Annotated in this window: 16 protein-coding genes and 2 pseudogenes; 10 read left to right on the forward strand and 8 right to left on the reverse strand. The window is 53.8% G+C overall.

Going from position 1 to position 17,869, the window contains the following annotated elements; translation table 11 throughout:
* Positions 1 to 345: 345 nt before the first annotated feature.
* On the reverse strand, positions 346 to 1,002 hold the full coding sequence (locus HMPREF2959_RS00760; RefSeq protein WP_002243534.1) for a response regulator: 657 nt from the start codon (positions 1,000 to 1,002) through the stop codon (positions 346 to 348).
* Positions 999 to 2,771 carry a histidine kinase gene (locus HMPREF2959_RS00765; protein WP_002243533.1) on the reverse strand — a complete coding sequence of 591 codons (1,773 nt, stop codon included), beginning with the start codon at positions 2,769 to 2,771 and terminating at the stop codon, positions 999 to 1,001. Before HMPREF2959_RS00765 ends, HMPREF2959_RS00760 begins: the two co-directional genes overlap by 4 nt.
* A gap of 205 nt (positions 2,772 to 2,976) precedes the next feature.
* Between HMPREF2959_RS00765 and HMPREF2959_RS00770 the strand changes: the two are divergent.
* From HMPREF2959_RS00770 to HMPREF2959_RS00780, 3 genes and pseudogenes are all read left to right on the forward strand, one after another.
* Positions 2,977 to 3,576, forward strand: a pseudogene (locus tag HMPREF2959_RS00770) (molybdenum cofactor guanylyltransferase); the annotation flags it as partial.
* 137 nt (positions 3,577 to 3,713) lie between these two features.
* Positions 3,714 to 4,331 (forward strand): riboflavin synthase, encoded by a 618-nt coding sequence (locus tag HMPREF2959_RS00775; RefSeq protein WP_002217135.1) that lies wholly within the window; start codon positions 3,714 to 3,716, stop codon positions 4,329 to 4,331.
* Between the two features lie 22 nt (positions 4,332 to 4,353).
* Positions 4,354 to 4,794: pseudogene (locus tag HMPREF2959_RS00780) on the forward strand (DUF815 domain-containing protein); the annotation flags it as partial.
* 12 nt (positions 4,795 to 4,806) lie between these two features.
* Here the strand turns inward: HMPREF2959_RS00780 and HMPREF2959_RS00785 are convergent.
* On the reverse strand, positions 4,807 to 5,241 hold the full coding sequence (locus HMPREF2959_RS00785; RefSeq protein ID WP_002229506.1) for a Spy/CpxP family protein refolding chaperone: 435 nt from the start codon (positions 5,239 to 5,241) through the stop codon (positions 4,807 to 4,809).
* 145 nt (positions 5,242 to 5,386) lie between these two features.
* Here HMPREF2959_RS00785 and rpe point away from each other — a divergent pair, with 145 nt between their 5' ends.
* On the forward strand, positions 5,387 to 6,115 hold the full coding sequence (gene rpe, locus HMPREF2959_RS00790; protein WP_002219237.1) for a ribulose-phosphate 3-epimerase: 729 nt from the start codon (positions 5,387 to 5,389) through the stop codon (positions 6,113 to 6,115).
* A gap of 22 nt (positions 6,116 to 6,137) precedes the next feature.
* On the opposite strand, the gene ruvB is transcribed toward rpe, so the two are convergent.
* From ruvB to HMPREF2959_RS00810, 4 genes are all read right to left on the reverse strand, one after another.
* Complete coding sequence (ruvB, locus tag HMPREF2959_RS00795) at positions 6,138 to 7,169, reverse strand: Holliday junction branch migration DNA helicase RuvB (RefSeq protein WP_002243530.1); 1,032 nt, start codon at positions 7,167 to 7,169, stop codon at positions 6,138 to 6,140.
* Positions 7,170 to 7,250: 81 nt separating this feature from the next.
* Positions 7,251 to 7,559 carry a hypothetical protein gene (locus tag HMPREF2959_RS00800; RefSeq protein ID WP_002217140.1) on the reverse strand — a complete coding sequence of 103 codons (309 nt, stop codon included), beginning with the start codon at positions 7,557 to 7,559 and terminating at the stop codon, positions 7,251 to 7,253.
* Positions 7,560 to 7,782: 223 nt separating this feature from the next.
* Positions 7,783 to 9,036 (reverse strand): multifunctional CCA addition/repair protein, encoded by a 1,254-nt coding sequence (locus HMPREF2959_RS00805; RefSeq protein ID WP_002243529.1) that lies wholly within the window; start codon positions 9,034 to 9,036, stop codon positions 7,783 to 7,785.
* Positions 9,037 to 9,107: 71 nt separating this feature from the next.
* On the reverse strand, positions 9,108 to 10,736 hold the full coding sequence (locus tag HMPREF2959_RS00810) for an ABC-F family ATPase (RefSeq protein ID WP_002243528.1): 1,629 nt from the start codon (positions 10,734 to 10,736) through the stop codon (positions 9,108 to 9,110).
* 150 nt (positions 10,737 to 10,886) lie between these two features.
* Here HMPREF2959_RS00810 and HMPREF2959_RS00815 point away from each other — a divergent pair, with 150 nt between their 5' ends.
* From HMPREF2959_RS00815 to recR, 3 genes are all read left to right on the forward strand, one after another.
* Positions 10,887 to 11,261: an arsenate reductase gene (locus HMPREF2959_RS00815; protein ID WP_002223750.1), complete on the forward strand. Its 375-nt coding sequence runs from the start codon at positions 10,887 to 10,889 to the stop codon at positions 11,259 to 11,261.
* Positions 11,262 to 11,320: 59 nt separating this feature from the next.
* Entirely contained in the window at positions 11,321 to 12,859 is a 1,539-nt protein-coding gene (locus HMPREF2959_RS00820; RefSeq protein ID WP_002241585.1) for a SurA N-terminal domain-containing protein, read from the forward strand.
* 66 nt (positions 12,860 to 12,925) lie between these two features.
* Entirely contained in the window at positions 12,926 to 13,543 is a 618-nt protein-coding gene (gene recR / locus HMPREF2959_RS00825) for a recombination mediator RecR (protein WP_002219242.1), read from the forward strand.
* A gap of 55 nt (positions 13,544 to 13,598) precedes the next feature.
* On the opposite strand, the gene HMPREF2959_RS00830 is transcribed toward recR, so the two are convergent.
* A complete protein-coding gene (locus HMPREF2959_RS00830; RefSeq protein ID WP_002220967.1) occupies positions 13,599 to 13,877 on the reverse strand; it encodes a hypothetical protein in 279 nt (92 codons plus the stop codon).
* 204 nt (positions 13,878 to 14,081) lie between these two features.
* Here HMPREF2959_RS00830 and HMPREF2959_RS00835 point away from each other — a divergent pair, with 204 nt between their 5' ends.
* The 3 genes from HMPREF2959_RS00835 (at position 14,082) to recD (ending at position 17,830) form a co-directional block, all read left to right on the forward strand.
* A complete protein-coding gene (locus HMPREF2959_RS00835) occupies positions 14,082 to 15,329 on the forward strand; it encodes a lipoprotein-releasing ABC transporter permease subunit (RefSeq protein WP_002213503.1) in 1,248 nt (415 codons plus the stop codon).
* On the forward strand, positions 15,322 to 16,017 hold the full coding sequence (gene lolD / locus HMPREF2959_RS00840) for a lipoprotein-releasing ABC transporter ATP-binding protein LolD (protein WP_002237003.1): 696 nt from the start codon (positions 15,322 to 15,324) through the stop codon (positions 16,015 to 16,017). Before HMPREF2959_RS00835 ends, lolD begins: the two co-directional genes overlap by 8 nt.
* Before the next feature lie 67 nt (positions 16,018 to 16,084).
* Entirely contained in the window at positions 16,085 to 17,830 is a 1,746-nt protein-coding gene (gene recD / locus HMPREF2959_RS00845) for an exodeoxyribonuclease V subunit alpha (RefSeq protein ID WP_070696244.1), read from the forward strand.
* Positions 17,831 to 17,869: the final 39 nt, after the last annotated feature.

Raw genomic sequence — 17,869 nt, forward strand, 5'->3', positions numbered from 1 at the left:
CGCCGTACTGGTTTTTGTTAATCCACTATATATTGATTGATATGAGGGTGGGTTACACATGCTTAAACGATATAAGCCATTGTATATTTATGGGATTCGGAATGGAACATTTTACCCTGCATTAGTATTTCCGCTTTTTATTATGCCGTCTGAAAATATCATGATGATGCGTTTTCAGACGGCATAGCTGATATTGCAGTATCAGATAGGGGCAAACGGAAAACACTGAACCGAACAATATTACTGCTATGCCAAGCGTACTTATGGGGGCATAAACTTACATGCTTGGTCTGTTATCCGAATGACCGTACGGGGATTAAAACCCCTAATATGCCGTCTGAACGCCTATTCCGGCACAGGTTGGGGGACGTTGTGCCGGATGGCGTAAACGGCGGCCTGCACCCGGCTGCTGAGGTTGAGTTTGCGGAGCAGGTTTTGAACGTGGACTTTGACGGTGGATTCGGCAAGATCGAGGTGGCGGGCGATGATTTTGTTGCTGTGTCCTGCGGCGAGATAGCCCAAGATTTCCAGTTCACGAGGGGTAAGTGAGGAGAGTGCCTGCGTCCCTTGGGCAGGTTGGGGGGAAATCAGGCTTTTGACGAGTTTGGCGGTCATCTCGGGCGAGAATACATTATCGCCTTCGGCGGCTTTGCGTATGCTTTCGAGCAGAAAGTCGGCGTTGATGTTTTTCAGCAGGTAGCCGCGCGCGCCGATGCGCATACATTCGGTCAAATCGTCGCTGTCTTCGGAAACGGTCAGCATAATCACTGCCTGCTGCGGATTGATGCTGATGATTTGGGAGAGTGCTTCGCGTCCGTTCATACCGGGCATATCAAGGTCAAGCAGGACGACATCGGGTTGGAGCCGGTTGATCATTTTAATGCCCGAGAGGCCGTCTGCGGCTTCGCCGATGACTTCAAAACCGTGTTGGCGCGACAAAAGGGCTTTAATGCCGCTGCGGAAGAGGGTATGGTCGTCTATCAGAATAATTTTAATAGTCATTTCAAGCTTTCTTCAGATGCAACCGTCAATGAGACGGTGGTTCCCTGTTGAGCTTGGGAACGGATTTCTAAAACGGCATGGATGCGTTTGGCACGCTCCTGCATGATGTGCAGTCCGACATGGCTGCCCGTGGGTTCTCCTATTTTCTCCGTGTCGAAACCTTGTCCGTTGTCTTGGATGGTCATGGTAAAGCGTCCGCCGTGTTCGGAAAGGGTGAATTTTACATGGGTGGCGCGGGCGTGTTTGCGGATGTTGGACAGGCTTTCCTGCAGGATAAAAATCATTTGGAGCTGCGCTTCCTGAGGCGGCAGGAACGAACCGTTTTCCCAGGCGGTTTCGACCGTTATCCCGGTTTGTTGCGTAAAGCGGGCGAATAGGTCGGCAACGGCTTCGGGAAATTCTTTATTGCTGATTTTGGTACGGAAGTTGAGCAGCAGTTCGCGGACATCTTCATAACATTCCTGCACGCCTGTTTTGATGAAGCCGATGTTTTCTACGGCTTCCTCCCGTTTGTTTTCGGCAAAGGCGGTTTCCAGCATCTGTACCTGTAGGTTTAGGAACGTTAATGCTTGTGCGATGCTGTCATGTAATCCTTGCGCAATCAGGTTGCGTTCCTGCAATACTGCAAGCAGGCGTTTTTCTTCCTCCTGTTTTGCGCCGGCAAGCGATACGCCCAATTGCCTGCCTAGTGTTTGAAGCAGGATGCGGTCGTCTTCATCAAGAGAAATGCCGTTTGGAAAGCTGAGCAACAGCCTGCCCAATGTTTCGTTCTGGTACTCAATGGGGAAGATTTCCTCATGGTACTTCCCCAAATCCGAAGCTGCTGTGCCGCAATCCGCATGATGAATGGAAACATAAACATCGGATCCGCCGTCCAAACAAACTCTGCCGGAATCTGCTCCTACGGCGGGCAGGATACGGTTTAGAAAATGTTCTGCAGCCTGTTGCGGTATGTAGGATTGGTGCAGGTCCCGTGTAGTTTGGTACAGCAGGGTCAGGTTTTGATTTTGTTTTTCGAGACTGCGTGTCTGCTCGGCGACTTGTCCTTCCAAATCATCATATAAAATTTTCAACCTGCCGCCCATTTGATTGAAACAACGCCCGACCTGTTTGAATTCCGGCGTACCGCCTTCGGGAACCGGAATATCGAAACACCTCCGTCCGATGCGTTCCGCACCTTCCCTTAACGCCTGCAGCGGCCGGATAACCCAAATCTGGTGCCAAAACAGCATCAGTACAGACGACACCAGCGTCATCAACATAATTGCCCATTGAAAACGCCTGAGCCACCATGTGTTTTTTTCGTTGGCATTTTCCAATGCCTGCAAAAACAGTTCGATGTTTCCGGCAAAGCGGTAGAGATCGACCTGAGTCGGTCGCCGGTAGGACTGGAGCGGGGGGAGGATGTGTGCCTGCCAATCTATAATCAGCATGGATTGTATCAAATCATAAGCAAGAGGGGTGTCCGAAGGAATCAGCGGATGGATGGCATCACTTTGTGAAATACGATTCAGGCTTTTTTCAAATTCGTCAACCTGATTGTCTATTTGGGAGCGGGGAGATCCTTCACCCGCCATGTATGCCAGACGGTATGCCTGCATTCTCAAGTTGCCCGCCTCTTCGATGACGGAGGCCGCGTTTTCCAGACGCAAAGAGAGCAGCAGTGTCAAAACGACAGACAATGCCGCCAACCCGACCCACACTCCGGTCAGGAGTTTCAGGCGTAGGGAAAGGCTGATGCCGTCTGAAAAACGGGCTGGCAGTATCATGCTCGGCGAAAAATTGTTCTAAATAATGCAAACAATATCATTCTTTGGGATTAGATACAACTGCTCAGAAAGAATTGGTTAAGGAAAACATAATCCGTACCGCTTCAGTGTTAAATCATGTTATGATAAAATTCAGATAATATGAATTTATTTGCCGTCTGCTTCAGACGGCATTTTGAGTCATTGGGAACGGCAGACTGCAATCATGAAAACCTCGAACTTTTCCAAGAGAGCATCCGCAATGAAAACTTTTGCCCTGATACTGGCCGGCGGTCAGGCGAGCCGTATGGGAGGCGAGGACAAAGGGCTTGCTCTTTTGGGGGGTAAGGCACTGATAGATCATGTCATCGACAGGGTCAGGCCGCAGGTCAGCCATATCGCCATCAGCACCAACCGGAATTTGGAAGAATATGCTCGAAGAAGTCCGCATATTTTTCCGGACGCACGGCAGTGGCAGCATTTCGGCCCGCTTTCGGCATTGTGTACCGCAGCCAACGATTTGCAGTTGGCGACTGCCGACTGGCTTTTGGTTGTGCCGTGCGATATGCCGTATCTGCCGGGCGATTTGGTGGCGAGGTTTGAAACCGTGTCGAAACGCACACCGTTGTGCAATGCGTATTATGTGGAAACGCCGATAACGATGCACTACAACATTATGTATATCCGCCCGCAGATTCTGCAAAGCGCGATTCCCTATCTGTTTTCGGGTATGAAAACATTAAGAAGCTGGTTGCAGCAGCAAAGGGCGCGGTCGGTCAGATTCGAGTTTGACGGGCATTTTGCCGACTTGAACACGCAAACCGAGAAAGGAAAGGTCAAGCCGTACCGGGCGGTTTTTGCCCGAATCGGAGGCATAATGCTGTCTGAAGGCATTTCAGACGGCATTTTTCGCGGGGAGATGCTACAATTTGCACCATTTTACCGACACAGGAAAACAGGATTATGTTTACAGGCATTGTTCAAGGCTTGGGAAAACTGACGGCAATCCACCGCCCGTCGGAGGCATTTCACACTTATGTCGTCGAGCTTCCGCAAGAGGCGGCGGACAATCTGCAACGCGGCGCATCGGTTGCCAATAACGGCTGCTGCCTGACGATTACCGAAATCGAAGGAAACCGCGTTAGTTTCGATTTAATGGCGGAAACTTTGGCAAAAACCAATTTGGGGCTGCTGAAGGAAGGCGATTGCGTCAACATCGAACGGGCGGCGCGTTTCGGAGACGAAATCGGCGGACACGTCATGAGCGGACACATTATGGCAACCGTGCCTATTGTCGAAATCGAACGGGACGGGTTCAACCGCACGGTTTGGTTTTCGCTCCCGCATGAACTCAAACCCTATATCCTGACCAAAGGGTTCGTCGGCTTGGACGGTTGCAGCCTGACCATAGGCAAAGTCGAAGACGGCCGTTTCAATGTCCATCTGATTCCCGAAACTTTGGAACGGACGCTGTTCGGCAGCAGAAAGGTCGGCGACAGGATCAACATCGAAATCGATCCGAATACGCAGGCAATCGTCGACACCGTCGAACGGCTGATGGCGCAAAGATATGCAAAGTGAGGTAGAGATGGAATTGAACGAATTTTTCGATGATTTGTCGTTTGAAAGCGGCGATGAAACCTATAAGGCATTGAAAACCGCGTTAGACGGCGGTCTGTCTCAACGTTGCGCCAACGTTTTGGTTTACGCGACTTCCAACAGACGGCACCTGATGCCCGAATATTTTGACGAGAATGCCGGTACGACGGGGATGCGGGGGGAAATCCATCAGAAAGAAGCGGTGGAAGAAAAAATATCCCTGTCCGACCGATTCGGATTGTGGCTCAGTTTTTATCCGTTCGATCAAAACGATTATCTGGCGGCGGTGCAAAATTGGCTGGAAGATTTCGGCGTGCCGTATGATGAAACCGCACAGATGGCGGCATTGCAGTGGGCGCAGACGCGGGGCAGCCGTTCGGGACGTTCCGCGTGGCAGTTTGCCTGCGACTGGGCGGGCAGGCTGCCGAAACAACGGGCGTTGTGAGCGTTTCGGGGATTATTTGAGGCAGGAAGAAAGCCACATTTGCTGCTGTTGCGGTGTGAGGATATGGAAGAAGCGGTGTTGGATTTCCAATTCGTCCACCGCAAAATCCATACCGGACAAATAGCGGCTTTCGACATAATCGCGCGCCTCGTTCCGATTAAAAACATCCGAAGAAATGATTTCGACGACAGACCGGCGGCGGCTGTGTTCGGAATGCATAACCTTCAAACGCGCCCTGTCGCCCGCCATTTTGAAGGCGGCGCGGATTTTACGCAGTTCATTGTGCTGACCCTGTGTCAGTCCGAGTCGGCGTATGTCGCAGTTCGGTTGAAAATCGTTCAGGGGGATATAAGCCGTGGCGGCGTGGGAAAGCTGGCAGGAAAGCAAAGCCATACTTAAAAAAGAGGCGGCAGGTTTGGCGAAACGGCAGGGAGCGGGCAGTGGCACGGCTTTTCCTTTAATCCAGATATTTCGGACAATATACTTGATTGCCGTGTGAAAGATGGTATTATGGCAGTTAACTTTTGTTAATAATGCTGTTTCGGGGCTTTCCCGCGTTGAGTCCGCCCGTAAAGGCATTGAAGGAAAAAATATGACCGCCTACCGTATCGCACCCAGTATTTTGTCGGCAGACTTTGCCCGCCTTGGAGAAGAGGTGGAAAGCGTCATTGCGGCAGGTGCAGATCTGATCCATTTTGACGTGATGGACAACCATTATGTGCCGAACCTGACCTTCGGCCCTATGGTTTGCGCGGCGTTGAAGCCTTATGCAAGCGTGCCGATTGATGTGCATCTGATGGTCGAACCCGTTGACGACCTGATTCAGTCGTTTGCCAAAGCAGGAGCATCAATCATCACGTTCCATCCCGAGGCGAGCCGCCATATCGACCGCAGCTTGAGCCTGATTCGTGATATGGGCTGTCAGGCGGGGCTGGTGTTGAATCCGGCAACGCCCGTATATCTGTTGGAAAACGTATTGGACAGGCTGGATATGGTTTTGCTGATGTCGGTCAACCCCGGATTCGGCGGACAAAGCTTCATCCCGCACACCCTTGAAAAAATCCGCCGGGTGCGGGCGATGCTGGATCGGTACGAAGCACAAAGCGGGCGGCACATCGCCATCGAAGTGGACGGCGGCATCAAAACCGACAATATTGCCGCCGTTGCCCGAGCTGGTGCGGATACCTTTGTTGCCGGTTCTGCGATTTTCGGCAAACCAGACTATAAGGCGGTGATTGATGCGATGAGGGCGGAACTGGAAAAAAGCGGCAGGCTGAACCTTGCGCCAATGATTGAAATAGAAATGCCGTCTGAAAATTAGCTCTGTTTCAGACGGCATTGCGTTATTTTTCGACGGGCAGCCCGAAATGCAGGTAGGCGCGTTCGGTCGCCATCCTGCCGCGCGGGGTGCGTTGCAGGAAGCCTTGTTGGATAAGGTAGGGTTCGATAACGTCTTCGATGGTGTCTGTAGATTCGCCGATGGCGGCGGCAACATTGTCCAAACCGACCGGGCCGCCGCCGAATTTGTGCAAAACGGCTTCGAGAAATTTCCTGTCCATCACGTCCAGCCCCTGCGCGTCCACGTCCAGCATACTTAAAGCGGCATCGGCGATGCCGCCGTCGATTGTGCCGTTGTTTTTCACGTCGGCGAAATCGCGCACGCGTCGCAACAGGCGGTTGGCGATGCGCGGCGTACCGCGGCTGCGTTTGGCGATTTCTTCCGCGCCTTCTTCGGACATATCGAGCTGCAACAGTTGTGCCGAACGGCTGACGATGGTGGTAAGGTCTCGGTTTTCGTAAAACTCAAGGCGGGAGACGATGCCGAAGCGGTCGCGCAACGGATTGGTCAGCATACCGGCGCGGGTGGTCGCGCCGATGAGCGTGAAGGGCGGCAGGTCGATTTTGACGGAACGGGCGGCGGGTCCTTCGCCTATCATAATGTCGAGCCGGTAGTCTTCGAGCGCGGGATAGAGGATTTCTTCGACAACAGGGCTGAGGCGGTGGATTTCGTCGATGAACAATACATCGTGCGGATCAAGGTTGGTCAAAAGGGCGGCGAGGTCGCCTGCGCGTTCGAGGACGGGGCCGCTGGTTTGGCGCAAATTTACGCCCAATTCTTTGGCGATGATGTGCGCCAGTGTGGTTTTGCCCAGTCCGGGCGGGCCGAAGAGCAAAACGTGGTCGAGTGCTTCGCCGCGTTTTTTGGCGGCTTGGATGAAAATGGCAAGCTGTTCTTTGGCTTTGTCTTGCCCGATATAGTCGTCCAGCGTTTTAGGACGCAGGGCACGTTCGAGCAACTCTTCTTGTGAGGAGATGCTTTGGGCAGTGATGATGCGCTGGGGCTGGGCAGCGGTTAGGTTGTCGGTTTGCAGCATAGTGTTCCCTTTGTCGGGTATGCCGTCTGAACGGTCGGCGGCGTTTCAGACGGCATTGAAAAGATAACGGTCAAAAGCGTTTTATCCGCGCGTTTCGCGCCAAACGAGGTAATCGCGCAGGGGCGGCATGGGCGGATTGATGCAGTGTGGGCAGATGCCTGTGGTGTCTTCGTCATCGCTGTCGATGTGATAGGCGTTGGGGTCGAAGCGGATTTGCTGCATGACGGCTTGCGCCAATGCCTGCGCCTGAACAACGTCGAAATTGAATTTTTCGAGGATTTCGTTCAACAGGCGGATTTCGCCACCGCTAAATTCCGCACTGTGTTTGAGGATGAGGCGTTGATAATCTTCGTTGTTGATTTTAGGCAATAAATCGGTTTTCAGGGTCATGATTTTATGTCGGGGGCGGAATGGCTGAAGCGTGAATTATAGCGGATATGGCGGCGGCTGTTGCAAAGCTTGGATTGGGTATCGTCCTCAAAACTTTATAGTGGATTAACAAAAACCAGTACAGCGTTGCCTCGCCTTGCCGTACTATCTGTACTGTCTGCGGCTTCGTCGCCTTGTCCTGATTTAAATTTAATCCACTATAATAGTGGCTGCATTGGACGTTTTAATGTTTTTCTGTTTTGTCTTGCGCCGCTCGAAACGCTTTTTGCAATGGGGCGATTTGTGCCAGCCGCGCCCGGTCGATTTGTTCGGCGATAAGGTGCGCTTTTCCCTGCGCGCGGCATTCGGCGGCGATTTTGCCCGAATCCGCCTGATTGGCGGCTTCGAGTAAGGCGAGCCAGTGCGCGCGTTGCGGGTAGGGCGTGTGTTCGCGGTTCAGACGGCCTTGCGTGTCGGCAATGCAGACGTTCAATGCCGTCTGAAAGCGTTCGGGTCGTCTGAAAGCGTCGGTTTTTTTCAAAACGTTCAGAATGGTTTGGCTTTTAAGCTGTCCGACTTGGTGGAAAATAATGTGCCAACGGCAAACCAATTCGGCAAGCTCGGCGCAATGTTTCGGCGCGCGCAGCCGCTGATTGACTTCGCGCATGGGTTCGACACCGGCGAGGTCGTGTCCGTGGTGGCGCGGCAGGATGTCGGACGGTGTTTTGGCTTTGCCCAAGTCGTGCAGCAGGGCGGCATAGCGTTCGGGCAGGCTCAAGCCCATATCGGCGGCGCGTTGCAGCGTCATCAGGGTATGGATGCCGCTGTCGATTTCGGGATGGTAGTCGGCGCGTTGCGGCACGCCGAAGAGGGCATCGACTTCGGGCAGCAAGACTTTGAGTGCGCCGCATTCGCGCAACACTTCAATCATTTTGCGCGGATTTTTTTCCATCAAACCTTTCGCCAATTCCTGCCAGACGCGTTCGGCAACCAATGCGTCCGCTTCGCCGTTTGCCACCATCTGCCGCATCAGCTTCATGGTTTCTTCGGCGATTTCAAATCCGTAGCGCGCGGCAAAGCGGGCAGTACGCAGGATGCGGACGGGGTCTTCGGCAAAGGCCGGGGAAACGTGGCGCAAAATGCCTGCCGCCAAATCCCGTTGTCCGCCGAAAGGGTCGATAATCTTGCCGTCCGCATCTTGCGCCATCGCGTTGATGGTCAGGTCGCGGCGCATCAAGTCCTGCTCCAGCGTAACGTCTTTGTCGGCGTGGAAACTGAAGCCAGCGTAACCTTTGGCGGTTTTGCGCTCGGTGCGGGCGAGGGCGTATTCTTCGTGCGTTTCGGGATGGAGAAACACGGGAAAATCTTTGCCGACAGGCTGGAAGCCTTGCGCCAGCATGGTTTGTGCGTCTGCGCCGACGACCACCCAATCGCGGTCTTTGACGGGCAAGCCCAAAAGATAATCGCGGACGGCACCGCCGACGAGGTAAGTCTGCATATGCTTCCTATTTTAAAGTTATCAACAATGCCGTCTGAAGCGGCTTCAGACGGCATTGTTCCAACCGGCGGTTATGCTACGCCTTTTTTCTCCAAGTAACTTTCGTAATCGCCCAAGTAGTGTTCATATCCGCCTTTGCCGTCCAGTTCGATGATTTGGGTTGCCAAGGAGGAAACGAACTGACGGTCGTGGGAGACAAAAATCAGCGTGCCGTTGTATTTTTCCAGTGCCATGTTCAAGGATTCGATGCTTTCCATGTCCATATGGTTGGTCGGTTCGTCCATGACTAAGACATTGGGTTTCAACAGCAACAGTTTGCCGTAAAGCATACGGCCTTTTTCACCACCGGAGAGAACCTTCACTTTTTTCACGACATCGTTACTGCCGAAGAGCAAACGCCCCAAAGTGCCGCGGATGACTTGTTCGTCGTCGCCTTCCTGCCCCCATTGGCGCATCCATTCGCTCAGGTCCATATCGACGTCGAAGTCGTTTTCATGGTCTTGCGGATAGTAGCCGACACTGGCTTTTTCCGCCCATTTGATGGTGCCTTCGTCCGGTAACAGGCCGTCTGAATATTCGGGGTTGTACGCGCCGGCCAAGAGTTTCAGCAGGGTGGATTTGCCCGCGCCGTTCGGGCCGATGATGGCGAGGCGTTGTCCCGCTTCAAGGATGAAGTTCAGGTTTTTAAACAACTGGGTTTCAAAGCGTTTCGCCAGTTTTTCAACTTCCACAGCCTGACGGTGCAGCTTGGCTTTTTCATCGGCTTCAAAACGGATATACGGGTTTTGACGGGTGGAAGGTTTGACTTCGACCATCTCCGATTTGATTTTGTCGGCCTGTTTCAGACGGCTGGTTGCCTGACGGGCTTTGGATTTGTTGGCAGAGAAGCGGGCGACGAACTCTTGCAGCTCTTGCAGTTTCTCTTTGGCTTTGGCATTGTCTTTCAGGGCGCGTTCGCGCGATTGGGCGGAGGCGAGCATGTAGTCGTCGTAGTTGCCCGGATAGATGGTGATGGTGTTGTAGTCCAAATCCGCCATGTGAGTGCAGACTTCGTTCAAAAAGTGGCGGTCGTGGCTGATGATAATCATCGTGGAGTCGTATTGGTTCAACACGCCTTCCAACCAGCGGATGGTATTGATGTCCAAGTTGTTGGTCGGTTCGTCCAAGAGCAATACATCCGGTTTGGAGAACAGGGCTTGCGCCAGCAATACGCGCAGTTTGAAGCCCGGGGCGACTTCTGCCATGGTCGCATTGTGCAAATCTTCGGAAATGCCCACGCCGCTCAACAGTTCGGCGGCGCGCGCTTCGGCGGTGTAGCCGTCGTATTCGGCGAACTTGGCTTCCAGTTCGGCGGCTTTCATGTAGTCGTCTTCGGTGGCTTCGAGGTTGGCGTAAATCGCGTCGCGTTCGGTCATCGCCGCCCACATTTCGGTATGGCCCATCATCACCACGTCCAGCACGCGCATGTCTTCGTAGGCAAACTGGTCTTGGCGCAATTTACCCAAACGCACGCCGTTTTCAATCGCAACTTCACCGGCCGTCTGTTCCAAATCGCCGCCGAGGATTTTCATGAAGGTGGATTTGCCCGAGCCGTTCGCGCCGATCAAGCCGTAGCGGTTGCCTTCGCCGAATTTGACGGATACGTTTTCAAACAGCGGCTTCGCGCCGAACTGCATGGTAATGCCGTTGGTAGAAATCATTATGGGTAAAACCTTATATTGAACAAGAGATTAAATTTGTTGAATTTTCGGATTGTAACATAACCGCCCCGCCGTCTGAAACAGACGGGCAAATTTTCAGACACTTATAGTAAAATATCCGTTTTATTATTTCAGACAAAAGGTTTCCAAATGATAGTCCTTCACGGCATCCCAAATTGCGATACGGTCAAAAAAGCCAAAAACCGGCTTGCCGGATACGGCTTGGAGTTTGAGTTTCGGGATTTCAAAAAACAGATGCCGTCTGAAGCGGAAATCTGCTCGTGGCTGGAACAAGTGCCTTTGGAAACCCTGCTCAACAAACGCGGGACAAGCTGGCGCAAACTCGATGCCGAAACACAGCAAAAAGCCCTGTCCTCGACAGCGGAGGCCGTCAAACTGATGTCCGAAATGCCGAGCCTGATCAAGCGTCCCGTATTGGAGTGCGGCGGCAAGGTTTACGCCGGCTTCAGCGAAGAAACCTACGACGGCATCTTCAACCGGCAAGCCCCGTGCAGACAGGGATAAAAACCGTTACAATACCCGACTTGAATTTCCCGTTCCCATTCTATATCCCGATTTAAAATATGTTCCATTCCATCGAAAAATACAGAACGCCCGCCCAAGTCCTTTTGGGCCTGATTGCATTAACCTTCGTCGGCTTCGGGGTCAGCACGGTATCCCATCCGGGTGCCGACTACATCGTCCAAGTGGGCGACGAAAAAATCAGCGACCACTCCATCAACAACGCCATACAGAACGAACAGGCGGACGGCGGCGGCCCTTCGCGCGACGCGGTGTTCCAATCCCTGCTGCAACGCGCCTACCTGAAACAGGGCGCGAAGCTGATGGGCATTTCGGTTTCTTCCGAACAAATCAAGCAGATTATCGTGGACGATCCCAATTTCCACGACGCAAACGGCAAATTCGACCACGCGCTTTTAAACCGCTACCTTTCCCAACGTCATATGTCTGAAGACCAGTTTGTCGAAGAAATCCGCGATCAGTTTGCCTTGCAGAATTTGGTAAACCTCGTCCAAAACGGCGTATTGGTCGGCGACGCGCAGGCGGAACAGCTGATCAGGCTGACGCAGGTCAACCGCACCATCCGTTCGCACACTTTCAACCCCGACGAGTTCATCGCCCAAGTCAAAGTGTCTGAAGCCGATTTGCAGAAATTTTATAATGCGAACAAAAAAGACTATCTGCTGCCGCAGGCGGTCAAATTAGAATATGTCGCCTTGAATCTGAAGGATTTTGCAGACAAACAGACCGTCAGTGAAACGGAAGTGAAAAATGCGTTTGAAGAGCGCGTGGCGCGTTTGCCGACAAATGAAGCCAAACCTTCTTTCGAGCAGGAAAAAGCCGCCGTCGAAAACGAATTGAAAATGAAAAAGGCGGTTGCCGACTTCAATAAGGCAAAAGAAAAGCTGGGCGATGACGCGTTCAACCATCCTTCCTCGCTTGCCGAAGCCGCCAAAAACAGCGGTTTGAAAGTCGAAACCCAAGAAACTTGGCTGAGCAGGCAGGATGCGCAAATGTCCGGTATGCCCGAAAACCTGATCAATGCCGTATTCAGCGACGACGTATTGAAGAAAAAACACAATTCCGAAGTGCTGACCATCAACAGCGAAACCGCGTGGGTCGTCCGCGCCAAAGAAGTCCGCGAAGAGAAAACCCTGCCGTTTGCCGAAGCCAAAGACGCGGTACGTCAGGCTTATATCCGTACCGAAGCCGCCAAACTTGCCGAAAACAAGGCAAAAGACGTGCTTACCCAACTGAACGGCGGCAAGGCTGTTGACGTGAAATGGTCGGAAGTGTCCGTTTTGGGCGCACAGCAGGCAAGGCAGTCCATGCCGCCCGAGGCTTATGCGGAACTGCTGAAAGCAAAACCGGCAAACGGCAAACCCGCCTACGTCAGGCTGATCGGTCTGCCGGCACCCGTGATTGTCGAAGTACAGGCTGTAACCCCGCCGGATGATATCGCCGCACAGCTTCCGCTTGCAAAACAGGCTTTGGCGCAACAGCAGTCTGCCAATACTTTCGACTTGTTGATACGTTATTTCAACGGCAAAATCAAACAGACCAAAGGAGCGCAATCGGTCGACAACGGCGACGGTCAGTAATTGACACTTTTGTTGACAAAATAACGGTCGGAATATTCCGGCCGTTTTCCCATACGGCGGAATATGATGAGCCACAAAAAACAAGATGCCTTCCAAGGATTGATCGACGCGCTGAAGGTTTTACCCAACGTCGGGCCGAAATCGGCACAGCGGATAGCGTATCATTTGCTCCAACACAAGCGCAAAGAGGCTGAAAAACTGGTGGATGCCTTGCAGACGGCATTGAAGCAGGTCGATCATTGCGCGATGTGCAACACGTTTTGCGAAGGCGGATTGTGCGATATTTGTGCCGATGAAACACGCGACGGGCGGCGGCTGATGGTGGTGCATATGCCTGCCGACGTGTCGAATATGGAAGCGGCAAACTGCCACGACGGGCTGTATTTCGTCCTGATGGGGCAAATCAATACGGCACTGGGAATGGACGTATCCGCCATCGCATTGGACAGGCTGGCGCAACGGCTGGGCGGCGGGGAAGTCGAAGAAATCATTATTGCAACCGCTTTTACCGCAGAAGGCAATGCGACGGCGTATGTCCTGTCCGAGTTTTTTAAAAACCTGCCTTACAAAGTCAGCAGGCTGTCGCAGGGCATCCCCTTGGGCGGCGAATTGGAATATGTCGATGCGGGAACGCTGGCGCAGGCGGTGTACGAACGCCGCCTGATTAAAGAAGGCGGGGCATAACGCCGCCAATGCAAAATGCCGTCTGAAGCCTTCAGACGGCATTTTTCCGGGCGGTTTACTTGCAGTTTAGCCCTTGAATCTGCAATGCGCCTCCGTTGCCGACTTTGAACACGCACTGCGTCGCGCTGCTGCCGGACACGGTAATGCTGTCGCTGCCGCCGTTCAGGCTGATAGGTTCCTTAACACCCATACCGACTGCCGTTGCCGCCAGCTTTTGCGCGTCGGCTTCGGAATAAGGCGTGTTGTTGGCATCGATTTTGATTTCTTTGGCGTAGGCAGCCGCAGCGGCGGATAAGGCGATGGCGCACAAAGCAAAAGCAGTTCGGATATTCATTGTTTTCCTCAAGAAACGGTTTTTCTGAAGGAAAGGATAGGGCAGTTTGACGCGTTGTGCAAGTTTTCCGCCCGCTCTGCCGCCCCGTCCCCCGCACTCGGGCGTTCGGACGCTGCCTGGGTTTTACGGTACAATAAACTTTTGCCGCCGCCCCCAAACCGCCGTCCGGGGCGGCACGTTTGCAGACATTTTTAAGGTAGCGTTATGTTTTCTCTAGAGGCTTGGATAGGCTTGAGGTATCTCAGGGCGAAAAAGCGCAACGGCTTTATGTCGTTTATCACGATGGTTTCGATTGCCGGAATCGCCTTGGGCGTAACCGCGCTGATTGTCGTCTTGTCGGTTATGAACGGCTTTCAGAAAGAAATACGCGGGCAGCTCCTGAATGTCGCGCCGCACGCCGAAATCGGCTATATCGACAATACGGATACGGATTGGCGCAACCTGCTTCGGTTTACCGAAAACCGCAAAGGTATTTTGGCTGCCGCGCCCTATGTTTCCAATCAGGCATTGCTGGCCAATGCGGGCGAAATCAGGGGCGTGCAGATGCGCGGCATTTTGCCGTCTGAAGAGCGCAAAGTGGTGGAATACGGCGACAAAATGCCGGCAGGCAAATTTGAAGACCTGATTCCGGGCGAGTTTGACATTATCCTCGGTGTCGGCTTGGCGGAGGCTTTGGGGGCGGAAGTCGGCAATAAAGTTACCGTCATCACGCCGGAGGGCAACGTTACCCCTGCCGGAGTCGTGCCGCGCCTGAAGCAGTTTACCGTGGTCGGTCTGGTTAAGACGGGCGTTTACGAAGTGGACAACTCATTGGCGATGACGCATATCCAAGACGCGCGCGTACTGTACCGCTTGGATAAGGAAGTTGCGGGGCTGCGGCTGAAACTCGCCGACCCGCAAAACGCCCCCGCCTTGACGGCAACACTGATTCCGGAGGCGCAAAGGGATACGGTTTGGGTGCGCGATTGGACGTTCAGCAATCGAAGCTATTTTGAGGCGGTCGAGTTGGAAAAACGGATGATGTTCATCATCCTGACGCTGATTATCGCCGTGGCGGCGTTCAACCTTGTCTCTTCCTTGGTGATGGCGGTTACGGAAAAGCAGGCGGACATTGCGATTTTACGGACTTTGGGTCTTTCCCCTGGCGGCGTGATGAAGATTTTTATGGTGCAGGGCGCGTTTTCAGGCTTTTTCGGCACGCTGGCGGGTGTGGTCTGCGGCGTGCTTTTGGGTTGGAACGTCGGCAGGGTCGTGGCGTTTTTTGAAAACCTGCTCGGTGTCCACCTCATCAATTCGCAGGTTTATTTTATCGACTACCTGCCCAGCGATGTCGATATGGGCGACGTTGCCCTGATTGCCTGCATTTCTTTGGGACTGTCTTTCGTGGCGACGCTCTACCCGAGCCGGCGCGCGTCAAAAACCCAACCGGCGGAGGCTTTGCGTTATGAGTGAGTTGATTTTGAAATGCGAAGGCGTGGGCAAACGCTATCGGGACGGCGGTTTGGACGTTCGGGTGCTGCACGGCTTGGATTTGGAAATCCGCGCGGGGGAAAGCACTGGCATCATCGGTTCTTCGGGCAGCGGAAAATCGACGCTGCTGCATATTCTAGGCGGGCTGGATATGCCGTCTGAAGGCAGGGTGCTGCTGATGGGCGAGGATTTGCGTACCTTAAACCAGCGGCGTTTGGGCGATTTACGTAACCGCCATCTCGGTTTCGTGTACCAGTTCCACCATCTTCTGCCTGAATTTTCGGCACTGGAAAACGTGATGATGCCGCTTCTGATCGGCAAAAAAAGCCGTGAAGAGGCGGCAGAAACGGCAATGTCGATGCTCGACAAGGTCGGACTGAAACACCGTTCGACGCACCGCGCGGGCGAACTTTCAGGCGGTGAGCGGCAGCGTGCCGCCATTGCGCGCGCCTTGGTTACGCAACCCAAATGCCTGCTTGCCGACGAACCGACCGGCAATCTCGACCGAGCAAACGCAAGGAATGTTTTGGATATGATGCTGGAACTGAAAACAGAATTGGGAACGGGGCTGGTGGTCGTAACGCACGACGACGAACTCGCCGGCCGCTTCGGGCGCGTGATGGTCATGAAAGACGGCAGCCTGCACCCCAAACAGGGCGCAAACGCCTAAACAGCCGAAACAACACCGCGCCGTCTGAAGCCCCACGCCTTCAGACGGCATTTCGACAAGGAATACGATGGAACGGCAGACAGATGAATTTGCCCAAGCGGCGGCAAGGGCGGCAATCCGTTTTTTGGAACACTATGCGGGTTCTGGCGACGAAGTGCTTGCAAACTGTACCGAACGCCTGTTTCAGGCATTGCAGAACGGTCATTCGTTTATCCGTTTGAGCGGTGGCGAGGCTGATGCGCTGTCGGCACTCGCACCCGTGGTCGGAACATCCGCCGCGCCTTTGATTTTGGAAGGCAGAAGGCTGTTTTTGGGCAGGATGTGGCAGTTGGAATACGATTTGGCTGCCGAGATAAAACGCTTGGCGGCAGCCGGCACATCCGCCCCCGACGCGACAGGTGCGCGGCAAAACCTCGCAAAATGGTTTCAAGGCGCGGGCAGCGAAGGACAGCGCGATGCCGCCGCCTTGGCACTGTTACAGTCTTTTATGGTGATTACCGGCGGGCCGGGAACGGGCAAAACGACAACGGTTGCCAAACTGCTGGCGCTGATTTGCGGTGAAGACGAAAATCTTCCCCATATCGCGCTTGCCGCACCGACGGGCAAAGCGGCAGCACATATGGCGCGCGCGCTGCACCGTGCAATCAACGGTTTTGACGCGCCGGAGGCCGTCCGCCGCCATTTGCTCAAACTGGAAGGGCAAACCGTCCACCGATTGCTGAAGCTGCGCCCGCCCAAAATGCAGGCGGCGTTCGACCATATCCGTCCGCTGCCGTTCGATGTGCTGATTGTCGATGAAGCCTCCATGTTGGATACCGCATTGATGCTGCAACTTTTGAAAGCGGTCAAAACCGGCGCGCGCGTGATTCTGCTGGGGGATGAAAACCAGCTCCCGTCCGTCGGAATCGGGGCGGTGCTGTCCGTTTTGTCGCAAAAAACCGTTTTGGACGGAGAAACGCACCAAAGGCTGGCCGGCTTCCTTCCGGAACACGGTTTCAGCGTCAGCGCAAATCCGCCCGTGTTGGCGCAAAACACCGCCCATCTGTCGTTCAGCCACCGCTTCGGCGACAACAGCGGCATCGGCTGCCTTGCCCGTGCCGCCGTATCGGGCGATGAGGGGGCGTGGGCATTGTTTGACCAGTTTCCGGACGAACTGGAACATTCGGAATGCAGTCCGAACGCTCGAGTCGAAAGGTTGTACCGGGCGCACAAAGCCTATTGGCAGGCGGTAAAAGACGGCAATATCGAAGCCGCATACGCAGGCATCTCGGATATCGTGGTCCTGGCAGCTTGGCGGCAGGATGCGGAAGACTTCAACGAAGCCTATTGCCGCCATGTACGCCGCAAAATGAACATACCGGAACATCAGGCCTATTTCGCCGGAGAACCGATTATGATCAGACAGAACGACTACGCGCTTGAACTGTTCAACGGCGACATCGGATTGATTATGGAAGATGTCGGACGGCAGGGCAGCCTTGCCGCCTATTTTGCCGATGCGGACGGATTTAAAAAGGTAGCGGTAAGCTGCCTGCCCGATTTCGAACCCGCATTCGCCATGACCGTCCACAAAAGCCAAGGTTCGGAATATCGGGAAGTCTGGCTGCTGCCGCCTTCCGCCGCACCTTCGGACGAAGGGGACGATGCATTGTCCGGATTGAGTAAGGAGCTGTTATATACCGCCATTACCCGCGCGAGGGAGAAGTTCGTATTCTTCGGCGGAGAAGAAACCTTCCGGCAAGCTGCCGCCACTGTCAAAACGCGTCAGACGGCATTGGGCAGTATGCTCGAGCGGGTATTTTCACAAGAATAATCCGCCCGAATGATGCCGTGCCGGCGGCGCGGGCGTTCC

The organism is Neisseria sp. HMSC070F02 (assembly GCF_001814225.1).
Lineage (GTDB): Bacteria > Pseudomonadota > Gammaproteobacteria > Burkholderiales > Neisseriaceae > Neisseria > Neisseria meningitidis.

What these genes read in the sequence shown, in the direction of transcription:
- HMPREF2959_RS00760 (WP_002243534.1), bottom strand. Translation starts at nt 1,002, where the DNA reads ATGACTATTAAAATTATTCTGATAGACGACCATACCCTCTTCCGCAGC.
- HMPREF2959_RS00765 (WP_002243533.1), bottom strand. Translation starts at nt 2,771, where the DNA reads ATGATACTGCCAGCCCGTTTTTCAGACGGCATCAGCCTTTCCCTACGC.
- HMPREF2959_RS00775 (WP_002217135.1), top strand. Translation starts at nt 3,714, where the DNA reads ATGTTTACAGGCATTGTTCAAGGCTTGGGAAAACTGACGGCAATCCAC.
- rpe (WP_002219237.1), top strand. Translation starts at nt 5,387, where the DNA reads ATGACCGCCTACCGTATCGCACCCAGTATTTTGTCGGCAGACTTTGCC.
- ruvB (WP_002243530.1), bottom strand. Translation starts at nt 7,169, where the DNA reads ATGCTGCAAACCGACAACCTAACCGCTGCCCAGCCCCAGCGCATCATC.
- HMPREF2959_RS00800 (WP_002217140.1), bottom strand. Translation starts at nt 7,559, where the DNA reads ATGACCCTGAAAACCGATTTATTGCCTAAAATCAACAACGAAGATTAT.
- HMPREF2959_RS00805 (WP_002243529.1), bottom strand. Translation starts at nt 9,036, where the DNA reads ATGCAGACTTACCTCGTCGGCGGTGCCGTCCGCGATTATCTTTTGGGC.
- HMPREF2959_RS00810 (WP_002243528.1), bottom strand. Translation starts at nt 10,736, where the DNA reads ATGATTTCTACCAACGGCATTACCATGCAGTTCGGCGCGAAGCCGCTG.
- HMPREF2959_RS00815 (WP_002223750.1), top strand. Translation starts at nt 10,887, where the DNA reads ATGATAGTCCTTCACGGCATCCCAAATTGCGATACGGTCAAAAAAGCC.
- HMPREF2959_RS00820 (WP_002241585.1), top strand. Translation starts at nt 11,321, where the DNA reads ATGTTCCATTCCATCGAAAAATACAGAACGCCCGCCCAAGTCCTTTTG.
- recR (WP_002219242.1), top strand. Translation starts at nt 12,926, where the DNA reads ATGAGCCACAAAAAACAAGATGCCTTCCAAGGATTGATCGACGCGCTG.
- HMPREF2959_RS00830 (WP_002220967.1), bottom strand. Translation starts at nt 13,877, where the DNA reads ATGAATATCCGAACTGCTTTTGCTTTGTGCGCCATCGCCTTATCCGCC.
- HMPREF2959_RS00835 (WP_002213503.1), top strand. Translation starts at nt 14,082, where the DNA reads ATGTTTTCTCTAGAGGCTTGGATAGGCTTGAGGTATCTCAGGGCGAAA.
- lolD (WP_002237003.1), top strand. Translation starts at nt 15,322, where the DNA reads ATGAGTGAGTTGATTTTGAAATGCGAAGGCGTGGGCAAACGCTATCGG.
- recD (WP_070696244.1), top strand. Translation starts at nt 16,085, where the DNA reads ATGGAACGGCAGACAGATGAATTTGCCCAAGCGGCGGCAAGGGCGGCA.